This window comes from Eisenbergiella massiliensis, assembly GCF_003435485.1.
This window is the reverse complement of the sequence record NZ_QVLV01000004.1, coordinates 511-12811: the sequence shown is the minus strand read 5'-3', so window position 1 is coordinate 12811 and position 12301 is coordinate 511. Positions and strand designations below refer to the sequence as shown.

Below are 12301 nucleotides of genomic sequence, written 5' to 3'. Positions count from 1 at the left end.
TTTGCATCTAATATTTTTTAATTATGAAACAACATGTATAGGTGTCCCTTCCAGGAACGCTTTCAAATTTTCCTCCGCCATCTGCATCAAACGCTGCCTTGCTTCCTTTGTTGCCCATGCGATATGGGGTGTGATCAGCATATTGGGCGCATCCAGCAGCGGATTTCCCATTGGCGGCTCCACAGAAAGCACGTCTGCTGCCGCCCCTGCCACTTTTCCGCTGATTAAAGCTTCTTTTAAATCTTCTTCTGCAATCAAAGCGCCGCGGGAGTCATTGAGCAGTAAAACCCCGTCCTTCATCTGCGCAATTGTTTCCCGGTTGATCAATCCCCTTGTTTCCCGGGTAAGCGGACAATGAAGGGAAATCACATCGGATTTGCGAAGCAGTTCCTGCAAAGGTTCCTGCCGGATTCTTTCCGACAGCTCTTCCTCTTTTACAACATGGCCGGAGTAAACAAGCACCGTCATGCCAAAGGCCTCTGCCAGCTTCGCCACTTTCTTTCCGATTCTGCCGTAACCCACAATTCCCATTGTCTTGCCGCTCAGTTCCATCTGCGGAAATTTCCAGTAACAAAAGTCAGGGTTTGCATCCCACTCTCCATTTTTAACACTATCCGAATGCGCCCCTACATGGTGGCAAAGCTCCAGCAACAGCGCCATTGTATACTGTGCAACGGTATCTGTCCCATATCCCGGAATATTCGTAACCACAATATTGCGTTTGGCTGCCGCAGCCACATCCACCACATTGAAGCCTGTCGCCAGCACCCCGATATATTGCAGCTTCGGGCATTGTTCCATAATGCCCTCATCCAGCACCGTCTTATTTGTCAGGACAATTTCAGCATTTCCGATCCTTTCTGCCGCCTCCTCCGGTTTTGTTCTGTCATAAACCGTGAAGCTTCCGTATTTACCAAATCCTTCCCAGCTTAAATCTCCGGGATTTTCTGTATATCCATCCAGAATTACGATTCTGTTCATCTCTTTCCTCACTTTATTAACTCCCGCATATTCCGCGCAACGCAGCTGATATAAATTGCATCTTCAGAAGTATCGGATAACAGGCTTTCAAAAAACGGACCCTTCATTGCCTCCTGTATTTTCCCGGTAATTTCTCCGCTCAGTTCCGGATGGGCAGCGGCAATCCTGGAAAGCGCCATCACTGCATGGGTGAAAAACTGAAAACCATATTCCTTCTGACTACGGATAAAACTATCATACTGGTATTCCTGTCCGCGGTTATCCTCCGGATGTTCCATGATTTTTTCCAGTATCCCCACAGCTTCTCCGTCCCGAAGCCTGCCCAGCAGGTAAACGGCGGACAGCCCCCGCAGCTGGTTGTATTTTCTGCTGGTCTTTGGTACATAGGGATCTCTTTCCTCTGCCATACACCGCAACGCTGGCAATGCCTTCCTGTTACCCCGGATTCCAAGCGCCAGCGCGCTGTTTCGCGCCACATTCCGGTCACTGTCCGAAAGCCATTCTTCCAGCTTGTGTTCCACGCATTTTCCCATTCTTTTGGCGGACCAGATGGCAATGCCGGGCCTGTTGGATTTCAGCCCCTGATAAATATCCCCGGCCTCGTTAAGCCACGCTGTCCTGTGCCATCTGCCCTCTTCTATGTCCCAGATGCCACTGTCGTCCGTCTTCTTCAGGCAGCCGGTTGCCAGAAGCTGCTTTTTCAGCTCTTCATAAGGAACCTCTCTGACAGAAATCCCCTTCCTGATGGCAAGTGCCGCCGCGCAGCCGACCGCTTCCCCGCATTTCTGCATATCCCGGCGCTGTCTGACACAGGAGGCGATATCATGGCCGATGGAAATATTTCTGCCTGCCGCCAAAATGCCCTCATATCCTTTGGGGATGCAGCAGCCCAGGGGCACCGGCACGGAAATATTGATTCCCCACAGGCTGGAAGCGACCAGCCAGTCCTGTAAGCCCTCGCTTTCAAATGCCAGGTCCCTTCCATGATTATCCAGATTGGAATAGGCATAGAAGGCCGGATGATCTGTCATACGATCCTCCAGATAGTCCTGTAGCTCCACGGTTTCTTCCCCCACAATACGGCGGCCTTCCCGCAGCCCCAGCAATATGGAAATCCCCAGCACCCTGCGTGTTCTGTAATCCTCTAAATTATAATGTAACAGACAGGCGGCATCCACACAAGCTTTTGCATACTGCCCTGCATCCAGCGCGTCCATATATCCGCAGTCCAGGTAATGATAAAATTCAACCAGACCGTTGACAATCTCAGGCTGCACAACGGAATATGGCTGCACCTGCCCGTCAAACGCACGGCCCCGTTCCATCCGGCATCCAATTGTATCGCAAATTCCCGATTCCCCTGTACAATCCAGCGTGATTTTGGCCAGGGCTGTTTTTTCTTCCCCGTTTTCTATCCATTGGATGCCGCAGACAGTATTTTCTTCCATTAAAACGCCCGTGACCCTGCTTTCATAGTGGATTTCCACCTTGCTGTCGATTAATGCCTGTTCGCAGACATATTTCTTTGCCTCCGGATTAAGTCCCACCACAGGCATATATCCAACCGATTCCATCTCCCGGACCTTTTCATCCAGCTCCTCATAGATTCCGCCGGGCGTTCCGAAATAGTAGCCATGCACATCCCCTGCAGTCCCGGTACCGCCGCAGCAGTTCAATTTTTCTATCCCCAGCACGCGCAATCCCTGTTTTGCCGCCGTCAGCGCCGCATACACACCGGCGGTTCCCAGGCCTGCCACGATCAGGTCATAGACGGGAAGTTCTTCCACAGGCTGTAAAAAAGGAACACTCTCCCGCCGGTTTTGAGTTTTGAATTTTAACAGCATTCCTCTTCCCTCCATTTTCTCCCCAATTCCACGCCGCTTTCAAAAGCGCCCAGTAAATTGCCGTACAACGGCTGCAGCTTTTTACCATCCTCTCCTGTTTCCTTCAGCCATGCAAAGGAGGAGGCCACAGATACCATTTTCCATGACGCCAGCTGCGCCGGGCGGTTTTTCCAGAAGCGATGCAGCTTTTCCCTCGCCGTAATCCAGCCGTCCTCCCGGTGGAGCGGATAACACAGGATTTTCATATCCGGATGTGCATATTCCAGCACCCGGATTCCTCCGCAGCCGTTTTCCCAGGCAGCCGCCTGCTGCGGGTTTTCACAGTAAAGCATTGCATTGATGTATTTCCCGTACTCCGGCTGCGACGAGGCTTCCTGCTCCCAGTCATAGACATGCTCCGCGCAGACCTGAAAAACCCCGGAATCATTACAGCAGGTAACAATATGCTTTCCGTCTGTCCGGCTGACCTTGATATCCGTCCCGAACAATACCTGGATTTTGGCATCCCGGATGGTTTCAAACATTACGGGCGCAGCAGCCGCAATCTGAATCGGCCTTCCTTCCATTAAAATCCCTTTTTGACGATAGCGCTCCGTCAATTTTTTTCCCGGCTCTGTCTTTGCCTCCCAGCTTCCTTCTCCCATGACCAGCGCACCTGCAAATTCTCTTGCGGCCAGGCTTGTTTTCTCTACAACCAGAACCTGATCCGGCAGCTGTGCCGCAATGCCGATGCCCTTGGCGGAAGCACCGTAAATGACTGCTTTATATTGTTTCATATACGTCTCCTTTTCAAGACCTGCTGAACAGTAACATTTTATTTCTCTTTTCAGGGACATCATAACATTTCTCTCATTTTTCCTGAAAGTATAAATCCGGTACCTTCCTCTTTCTCTGGATTTTTATACCCGTAATCTGCTCTCTATCAGGGTTTAATATTTGTACTTCCGGCATTTTCTTCCTTTTTTGACTAGGAATTTCAGCCCTTTGTCCCATAATAAAACTGTATCGGAGTCGTTCTGCCATACGCGTTACGAAACAGCATGGAGACAGGACAGACAGACCAAACCCCTTACCGGCAGCTTACCGGTAATTTTATTCGGAGGAAAAAAGTTTGAAGGAATATCATGTAGCATGCACGGGCAACGATAAGGCCGCCGGCACACTTGAAAATCCATTCCGCACGATTTCAAAAGCCGCTGCCCTCGCCCTCGCAGGCGACCGCGTCATTGTCCATGAAGGAGAATACAGGGAATGGGTAAAGCCCGCCCACGGCGGGAACAGCAGTACAAGCCGCATCACCTACGAAGCCGCTCCCGGTGAAAAAGTGATCATCAAAGGCTCTGAGCGCATCCAAAGCTGGCGCCATATAGAAGGGACCGTCTGGAAAGCAATGCTCCCCAACAGTTTTTTTGGCGATTATAATCCCTATACCGAAGTTCTGGGCGGAGACTGGTTCGCCGCCCCCACAGATAAAAAAATACACCCCGGAGAGGTGTATTTAAACGGAAAAGCTTTTTATGAAGCCGCTTCCCTGGAGGAAGTGAAACATCCGGCGCTTCGTATGGAGGGCGTCTTCCTGCCCTGGCTTGGCAGGGGAGAACCACTGCTGCATCCCGTGGATTCTATTTACCAGTGGTACACCTGCCAGGAAAAAGATTATACCGTAATTTATGCCAATTTCCATGGCGCCGACCCCAACGCAGCGCTGGTGGAAATCAATGTACGCAAGTGCTGCTTTTATCCGGAGAAAACCGGGTTAAATTATATCACGGTCAGAAACTTTGAAATGGCGCAGGCCGCATGTCCCTGGACGCCGCCCACCGCCGACCAGCCCGGACTGCTGGGCGTCAACTGGAGCAAAGGCTGGATTATTGAAAATAACATCATCCACGACGCAAAGTGCAGCGGCATCAGCCTGGGAAAGGAAGCCTCCACCGGACATAATCTCAGCACCCTCACCCACAGAAAGCCCGGTTACCAGTACCAGATGGAAGCCGTTTTCCGCGCAAGGCAGATCGGGTGGAGCAAAGAAACCATCGGCTCCCACGTTGTCCGCGGCAATACCATATATGACTGCGGCCAGAACGGCATTGTAGGCCATATGGGCTGTGTCTTCAGTGAGATCCATCACAACCACATCTATAACATTGCCATGAAGCGCGAATTCTGCGGCTTTGAAATTGCCGGTATCAAGCTGCATGCCGCCATTGATGTACAGCTGCACCACAACTGCATCCACCACTGCCGTCTGGGCATCTGGCTGGACTGGCAGGCGCAGGGCGCAAGAGTCAGTCAGTCCCTCTTTTATGCCAATAACCGGGATCTGATGGTGGAAGCCACCCATGGTCCCTACCTGGCGGACAACAACATTTTCGCTTCCGCCTTCAATTTTGACAATGTGGCGCAGGGCGGCGCTTACCTGCATAACCTTTGCTGCGGCATTATGCGGCGTGTGGGTGCCCTGGATCGCTCCACGCCCTATCACTTTGCACACACCACGGCAATTGCCGGAAGCGCTGCCGTTTACAGCGGCGATGACCGCCTGTACCAGAATATTTTTCTCGGCGGCGCTCCCCAAAATGTCAAAAATTCCTGTTACGGTACGGAAGGCTACTGCGGCTGCCCTGCCTCTCTGGAAGAATACACGGAAAAAGTGGCGGCTCTCGGCAACGGAGATTTAGACCTGTTCATGCAGGTAAAACAGCCCGCTTACATCAATGGCAATGCCTACTTAAACGGCGCGCAGGGTTATGACAGGGAGATAAGCGCTTTCTGCTCATCCGCCGACCCGCAGGTAAAAATCACTGCAGAAGAAAACGGGACAGTCTGGCTGGAACTGACCCTGCCCGAAGAGCTTTTTCACATGGAAACCTCCCTATATGCGACCCCCGATCTGGAAATGCCGCGCATTACGGAAGTTCCCTATGAGAATCCGGACGGCAGCCCCATCGTATGGAACCGCGACTATCTGGGACAAAAGCGTGCGCTAAAGCCAGTCCCCGGTCCGCTGGAAGGTTTAAAAGCAGGATACAACCGGATCTGCATCTGGCCGCTGTCACAATAGCTCTTCTCTATAGAAATTTTATCAGACATGCCAGCCAGACCGGGATGGTAAATACCGACAGCAGGGTAGTAAAAGCAACCAGAGATGCCGCATATTCTTTTTTAACATGATACTTTGCTGCAAGAATGCCTCCCGTAGCGCAGACCGGCATAGCGGCGATTACCACCGGAATCACCAGGCCTCCCCCGGAAATACCCAGAACCAAAAGCACCAACAGTAAAATTCCGGGAACCAATATCAGCTTTACCGCCGAAAAATACCAGGCGGCCACATCTTTAATGATCCCTCCCAGACCGGTTCCGGCAACCAGGGAGCCTATTACCAGCATGGAAAGAGGCGTGCTGCAGGCTCCCACCATTTCAAACACCTCCTGCACCGGCTGCAGCCAGATTGTATTCCCGGCCGGCAGCGCTCCCCGGGCCATCCACCACAGATATCCTGCAAAACAGGCGAGAATTACCGGATTCGTCAGCGTATTTTTTACTCCTTGTTTATTCATTGGCTGTTTTGTCAGATAGCAGTATCCCATAGACCACAAATACAGATTATAGGGTAGATTGAACATGGAAGCATAGAAAAGCCCCTCCTTGCCGAACAGCGCCTGTGCAAACGGATACCCCATGAATACCGTGTTTGAATAGGTATTGCTGAATACAAACAGTCTTCTTTTGTCCTCTTCCTTTCTGCATCCCGCAAATACGAATCTGCCCAGAAGCAGCTGATTTACCGGATAAAAAATCAACGCCGTCAGCAACAGCTGAAGGGACGTATGTAATTTATCGGTTGTAAAGGGAGAAAAAAAGGATGAAAATACAGAAAATGGAATAATCACTTTCATCAGGAGATCTGTTATCCGGTTCTGTGTCTGTTCGGTAATAACACCGCGTTTCCCAAGAAGGAAACCGGTCAGAATCAATAGAATGATTGATATTATTTTCTGATATCCAATCAGCATATTAGCGTTCATAGCTTATCTGTCCTTTTCACACTGCAGCTCCTTTTTCCCATCTTCCGGCGCAAGCTTCGGTTCCCAGCTTCTGCCGCTGCATAAAACCTTCTCCGACTCCCTGAGCAGCCCCAGGGAGATATCATGTCTGCCGCCCTCATAATCCGTATGCAGCCATTCCTTCAGGATGGCCAGGGCTTCCATAACACCTGTGATTTTTCCGCCCAGGCACAGGATATTGGAGTCATTATGCGCCCTTGTCAGATGGGCTATTGTGGGAGAAGTGCACAAAGAGGCCCGCACATGAGGATATTTATTGGCAGCAATACTCATTCCCACACCTGTGGAACATAACAATATTCCTCTGGCGATCCGCCCTTGTGATACTGCCGACGCAACCGCGTTGGCATAATAAGGATACCTCACAATCTCTTCGGAATCCGTTCCGCAATCATGAAAAGGGACCGCCTGTTCCTCCAGATATTTCATAATCTCTTTTTTTAGGAGATATCCGCCATGGTCACAGGCGATCCAAATTGTCTGGTCCATAAATTCTCCTCTCCGCGCATTTATATGCGCTTTCAATCAGCCAAAGCTCAGACGAGCATGGCCTCCAGCTGTTTTACATGCTCCTTTTCCTGCTCCAGGCGCAGAGATACTACATCGTATAAGCCTTTTGCCAAATCACTCTGGTCATTATACGTATACAGCTTTTCCAGCCACTCCTTCCTGATTCCGGCTTCCCCCTTCAATGCGCCCGCAAGAGAGCCGGCCATCGTCCCTATGGTATCCGCATCCCTTCCAAAATTAACCGCATAGAGAATACTTTTTTCCGGATCTCCTCCCGCCAGATAACACAGGGCCAGTGCTGCAGGCACCGTTTCTCTTGAATCACAGGTAACTGTTCTCAGCCTGTTTTCATAAAACCATTTACGGAACTGCACATAATCCCCACAGCTTCTGGCATAATCCAGCGTTTCCTGAATACAGGAAATCATTTCTCCTGCACTCTTTTTATGAAGCCAGGCCGTGGAAGCTTCCAGCACCGATTCCATATCGGCATCCTTTTTCATGGCCTGCGCAACGGCTGCTGCCATGGCGCAGGCCGCATCCCGGCAAAAACCAGTTTCACCCGCATGAATGAGCCCGGCCACGTCAAAGGTTTCCATGGCGGCTCTTTCCGGATTGCCCGCATTGATAATCCCCATAGGGGAAATCGCCATGGCGGAGCTGCTGCTGTGCATATTTCCTGCCCCTGCGTTGACGGGCAGAACCAGCCCCTCTTTTACCTTCTCCAGCATATTACGGACAGGGATGAAAAAAAGGTGTACATACTTTTTCTCCAGCTTCAGAAAGGATTCCGCAAACTCATCTGCCGTGACCCTTCCCTGATTGCCGAGGACAGCATCGCATAAAATCAGCTTTATGGCAGAATCATCAGTTCCTTCTCCCTCAAAATCAGAAACCGTACCATATTCTTTCTCTATTTCCCGGTAGGTTTTATTTTCTACCGGCGCGCCCATGGCATCCCCTATCAGTCCTCCTGCCAGACAGCCCTTAATTTTTGAATACAACAGATTTTCCATCCTGTACTATCCCCTTTCTATTTCAATCCTTCTGCCCGCAGAACGCAGCGCAGCCTCATATACCTTCATTACCTCCAACGCAAATTCCAGGGATGTATAGCCCGTATCCTCCCCGTTTAAAACAGCATGGCAAAAAATCTCCAGCTCCTGCACAATACCCTGCAGGTACAGCGCCTTGTTTTCAAGCGTAGCCAGGCAGTTCTGAGGTCTCCAGATAATCGCTCCGCTCTCATCGCCTTCCGGGGCAAAATTGTCCGTATAAGCATACTGAAAAGGAATTCCCCTGTTTAATACGACCGTATCTGTATTCTCTATAAACAGATTCCATTTTTCCGCAAACAATTGGTACTGCTCAACCGGATGCGGCCCGTCGGCCAGGTGCAGGTTTCCGATAACACCGTTTTCAAATTCCAGCACGACACACCCCTGCCCTTCTGCACCGCACAGCGCCGTTACCGCGCGTACCCTCCCGCCTATGGAAAGAAGGAAGGATAACGGGTGGCAGCCGTTGCCGAGCCAGTTTGTAAACTCCCGTTTTTCAAGAATCTGTTCCCCCTGGGCAGGCATGGACATGGGATATACCGCAAGCAGGCTTTTTAACCCTCCGTAAGAAGAAGAATATGCGATCTCCCTGGCTTTCAGCGCTGCCGGCATACATGCTTTCTTGAATCCCACAGATACAACACACCCATTTTTTGCCTCTGCCAGTTCCCTGATTTCCTGTGCAGACATGGCAGGCGGTTTTTCCAGAAATACATGAATTCCCCTGGCCAGGGCGTCCTTGGCCAGGACGGGATGCATCTGGGGCGATACACTGATGATTACGGCATCCAGATTTTCCTTTTCATACATCTCTTCAGAAGAGGTATAACAATGACAGGGATATTCTTCTCCGGTTTTATCGAGTTTTTCCCGGCCCCGGTTACAAATTGCCACTAATTTCACGGGAAGGTAATGCAGTGCCGGAAGAAGGTTCCTGTACGCATGGGATCCTGCACCGATGAGTCCCACACGGATTCTTTTTTCATATTCCCTCTGATACATGGCATTCCTCCAGAATTATTTCCCTTCCCTCTTCTGCAGACGCATATGCTGCATCTATGATAGAAGTCACATACGCGGCCGACCTTCCGTCAATCAGAGGCTTCGTGCCGCCCCTGAGCGCTTTCATGAAGTCCGCAATGATACTTTCCGGTTCCCGCTCCGCATAATCTTCCGCCCGATACTGATCGGAAATATCCACCCACTGATTTTCAGGGAATCTGCAATAGCCTATTTGCACCGATTCTTTTCCATTTTCCTCCGCACAATAAGCACCGGCTTTCGTTCCGAAAATCTGGTACTCAATTTTCTCCTGGTACTGCGGAATATTATTCTCATAGCTGCATTCTATTGTAATTGTTGCTCCGTTTTTCAATCTAAGCATCAGCATGCAATAATCATCCACCTCAAGACCTGTCAGACGAGAGCTTATATTGGCTGAAACAGATTTGATTCCCGGATAATCCATAATATACAGAACCGCATCAATCATATGGGATCCCCTCCCAATAAGTATGCCGCCCCCGGCTTTTGCTTTTTCCCGTCTCCAGGCAGAGTCCTCTGAAAACATGAATGGAGTATACCTTGCCATCCATTTCACATGGACCGCATAAATCCCGCCAAAGGTCTGTCTGTCGGCAGCCTCCTTCAAAAGCTTTACCAGGGCAGACTGCCGCCTGTTATAATGGCAGGATAAAAGCAGTCCTTTTGCCTCGGCCTGTGCATTCATTTCTTCTGCCTCCCCGCGGTTCATGGCAAGAGGCTTCTCACAGAATACGTGCTTTCCTGCCCGCAGGGCATCCATCGTCATTTTATAATGAAGGAAATGCGGTGTTGCGATAAATACCACGTCAATTTCCTTATTCTGAAGCATTTTTGTGTAATCTGTAAAAAAGAGCCGGATGTCATGCTGTTTCGCGTTTCTTTGCAGCACCTCTTCATTTTTATCGCATATGGCCGTTATTTCTGCCCATGGTAATGTGGACAGGGAAGCAAAATAAGTTCCCCCATATCCCTGCAACCCAATGATCCCCACACAAAGCTTCCCATTCCGCATGATAAATCTCCTCCTGTAAAAATGCCGTTCTTCTTCCCCTGCGGTTTACAAACGGCATTTTCCTCCGGTGTTTTATTTTCCGATCTGCTCTGCTATCTGTTTGTTTGCCAGCTCCAGAACCTTCTGCATGCCTGCGTCATCATACATCTTCATCAGTTCCTCCAGCTTGGCATCCGTATCATCTACAATTCCCCACATCAGCGGACGCTCATACTGAATAAAAATATTATTAATCGCCGCCAGCTCCGCATTTACCTCATCCATATTGAAAGTAATACCGTTCAGAGGGCTGGTATAACACTTTGTTTCATATTCCTTTTTCTTTGCAACTATCACATCCCACTCATCTTCCCTGACCTTGGCGAACTTGATATTGCGGATGCCCATGCCCAGATTATCCATCTGGATTTCCTGCATGTTATTTACCTCCGGTGTTCCTATCGTACCGTCTTCGTTCTGGATATAGGTAACGCCCTCCAGGCCATAGTTAATCAGATCATATAGTTCTTCGTCCTGATAGCACAGTTCCATGAACATCAGCGCACGCTCAGGATTTTTGGAATTGCGTCCCACCGCCATGCCGTTGGAAATATACGCTGTTTTTTCCACCATCGAATCCCCTTCAAAGTCCACATACTCCAGTTCCCAATCCGGGTTATCCTGCAGAATCGCTTTTCTCTTATCAGAAGCATTATTAATATTGGTAAACAGCAGTCCCGACTGTCCGGCCTTAAAATAATCCTCACTGGTAGTTTTCGAGGACAGAATATCATTCGCAATATAGCCGTTGTCATACCAGCCCTTCGTCCGTCTGTAGAAATCCTGAACCTCTTCCATATATGCCCTGTCATTCAGCTCCGCCGGAGAATCATAGGGTGTTACCAACCCGTCCGTGGTAATCGCATAGGTCAGCACATAATCCGCGGGAAAGACGACTGCCGCCGTATTCAGTCCTTCATTTGCAGTTCCTTTAATCGGTGTCATGCCGGGTTCATTTTCCTTAATCGCTGCAAAATAGGCTTCCAGATCATCCAAGGTCTTGATTTCATTCACACCGTATTTCTTTCTCAGGTCGCCTCTGATAATGTAGCCATGTGATTCAAATTCATTACCCACACAGGGAATCATATAAATCTTGCCATCCAGTTTTGCTTCTTCCCACGCCTCCTGAGGATATTCCACATAGGTTTTAGGCATGTAGGTCTTTAACATATCCTCTGTCAGTTCACAGAAAGCACCTTTGGGTCCTTCTGTTTTGTAATAGCACCAGCTGGAGGTGTAGGTGAGATCATAATCCTCACCGGATGCTAAAATCGCGGGAAGTTTGGTAACATAATCCCCCCAGGAAAGCATGGTTACTTCAATGACCGCATTAATTTTTTCCTTCGTAATCTCATTGATCCGCTGATAGATTTCATCCTGATGGATATCTCCGCTGTTACCCACTGCATAAATCCGCAGGGTCACCTCCTCCGATATATCCGCAGCAGTCCCCTGTGCCTGGCTTTCCGCAGCTTCCTCCGCCTGCGCGCTTTGCTCGGATACGGTTCCGGCGGTATTTTCCCCCGCCGTACCGCTCCCGCATGCCCCCAGTCCCAATGTCAGACATGCCGCCAGTAATACACTCATAATCTTTTTTGCTTTCATACCTTTCCTCCTGTTTGAATTTAATAGTTTTTCTTGCATTTATGCTTATTTGATCTTTAAAAATTTAGTAAAATCATATCTCACGATATGAAATCCTTTCCAGAACCGTACGTGCGGCTTTCCCGCATACGGCTT

Annotated in this window: 10 protein-coding genes; 1 reads left to right on the top strand and 9 read right to left on the bottom strand. The window is 49.6% G+C overall.

Annotation, left to right across the window (positions count from 1 at the left end; genetic code table 11):
• Positions 1 to 21 precede the first annotated feature (21 nt).
• From DXC51_RS07125 to DXC51_RS07115, 3 genes are read right to left on the bottom strand one after another with little or no spacing between them, the layout of a single operon-like run.
• Positions 22 to 981, bottom strand: coding sequence for a D-2-hydroxyacid dehydrogenase (locus DXC51_RS07125; RefSeq protein WP_025489164.1), 960 nt, complete (start codon positions 979 to 981; stop codon positions 22 to 24).
• 8 nt (positions 982 to 989) lie between these two features.
• Positions 990 to 2825, bottom strand: a complete 1836-nt coding sequence (locus DXC51_RS07120; RefSeq protein ID WP_181970045.1) for an FAD-dependent oxidoreductase — start codon at positions 2823 to 2825, stop codon at positions 990 to 992.
• A complete protein-coding gene (locus tag DXC51_RS07115; RefSeq protein WP_147332347.1) occupies positions 2816 to 3601 on the bottom strand; it encodes a hypothetical protein in 786 nt (261 codons plus the stop codon). The genes DXC51_RS07120 and DXC51_RS07115 overlap by 10 nt, the downstream gene beginning before the upstream one ends.
• A 335-nt stretch (positions 3602 to 3936) precedes the next feature.
• Here DXC51_RS07115 and DXC51_RS07110 point away from each other — a divergent pair, with 335 nt between their 5' ends.
• Positions 3937 to 5889: a right-handed parallel beta-helix repeat-containing protein gene (locus DXC51_RS07110; protein ID WP_117544165.1), complete on the top strand. Its 1953-nt coding sequence runs from the start codon at positions 3937 to 3939 to the stop codon at positions 5887 to 5889.
• Positions 5890 to 5896: 7 nt separating this feature from the next.
• On the opposite strand, the gene DXC51_RS07105 is transcribed toward DXC51_RS07110, so the two are convergent.
• From DXC51_RS07105 to DXC51_RS07080, 6 genes are all read right to left on the bottom strand, one after another.
• Positions 5897 to 6856, bottom strand: a complete 960-nt coding sequence (locus DXC51_RS07105; RefSeq protein ID WP_117544164.1) for an AEC family transporter — start codon at positions 6854 to 6856, stop codon at positions 5897 to 5899.
• A gap of 3 nt (positions 6857 to 6859) precedes the next feature.
• Positions 6860 to 7384 carry a ribose 5-phosphate isomerase B gene (gene rpiB / locus DXC51_RS07100; protein WP_117544163.1) on the bottom strand — a complete coding sequence of 175 codons (525 nt, stop codon included), beginning with the start codon at positions 7382 to 7384 and terminating at the stop codon, positions 6860 to 6862.
• 47 nt (positions 7385 to 7431) lie between these two features.
• A complete protein-coding gene (locus DXC51_RS07095; protein ID WP_117544162.1) occupies positions 7432 to 8421 on the bottom strand; it encodes an ADP-ribosylglycohydrolase family protein in 990 nt (329 codons plus the stop codon).
• Positions 8422 to 8427: 6 nt separating this feature from the next.
• Positions 8428 to 9465 carry a Gfo/Idh/MocA family protein gene (locus tag DXC51_RS07090; RefSeq protein WP_117544161.1) on the bottom strand — a complete coding sequence of 346 codons (1038 nt, stop codon included), beginning with the start codon at positions 9463 to 9465 and terminating at the stop codon, positions 8428 to 8430.
• A complete protein-coding gene (locus DXC51_RS07085; protein WP_117544160.1) occupies positions 9446 to 10519 on the bottom strand; it encodes a Gfo/Idh/MocA family protein in 1074 nt (357 codons plus the stop codon). Before DXC51_RS07085 ends, DXC51_RS07090 begins: the two co-directional genes overlap by 20 nt.
• Positions 10520 to 10591: 72 nt before the next feature.
• Positions 10592 to 12166 carry an extracellular solute-binding protein gene (locus tag DXC51_RS07080; protein WP_181970044.1) on the bottom strand — a complete coding sequence of 525 codons (1575 nt, stop codon included), beginning with the start codon at positions 12164 to 12166 and terminating at the stop codon, positions 10592 to 10594.
• Positions 12167 to 12301: the final 135 nt, after the last annotated feature.

Coding starts and splice junctions, on each gene's coding strand:
- DXC51_RS07105 (WP_117544164.1), bottom strand. CDS start 6,856: ATGAACGCTAATATGCTGATTGGATATCAGAAAATAATATCAATCATT.
- rpiB (WP_117544163.1), bottom strand. CDS start 7,384: ATGGACCAGACAATTTGGATCGCCTGTGACCATGGCGGATATCTCCTA.
- DXC51_RS07085 (WP_117544160.1), bottom strand. CDS start 10,519: ATGCGGAATGGGAAGCTTTGTGTGGGGATCATTGGGTTGCAGGGATAT.
- DXC51_RS07120 (WP_181970045.1), bottom strand. CDS start 2,825: ATGCTGTTAAAATTCAAAACTCAAAACCGGCGGGAGAGTGTTCCTTTT.
- DXC51_RS07115 (WP_147332347.1), bottom strand. CDS start 3,601: ATGAAACAATATAAAGCAGTCATTTACGGTGCTTCCGCCAAGGGCATC.
- DXC51_RS07095 (WP_117544162.1), bottom strand. CDS start 8,421: ATGGAAAATCTGTTGTATTCAAAAATTAAGGGCTGTCTGGCAGGAGGA.
- DXC51_RS07125 (WP_025489164.1), bottom strand. CDS start 981: ATGAACAGAATCGTAATTCTGGATGGATATACAGAAAATCCCGGAGAT.
- DXC51_RS07080 (WP_181970044.1), bottom strand. CDS start 12,166: ATGAAAGCAAAAAAGATTATGAGTGTATTACTGGCGGCATGTCTGACA.
- DXC51_RS07090 (WP_117544161.1), bottom strand. CDS start 9,465: ATGTATCAGAGGGAATATGAAAAAAGAATCCGTGTGGGACTCATCGGT.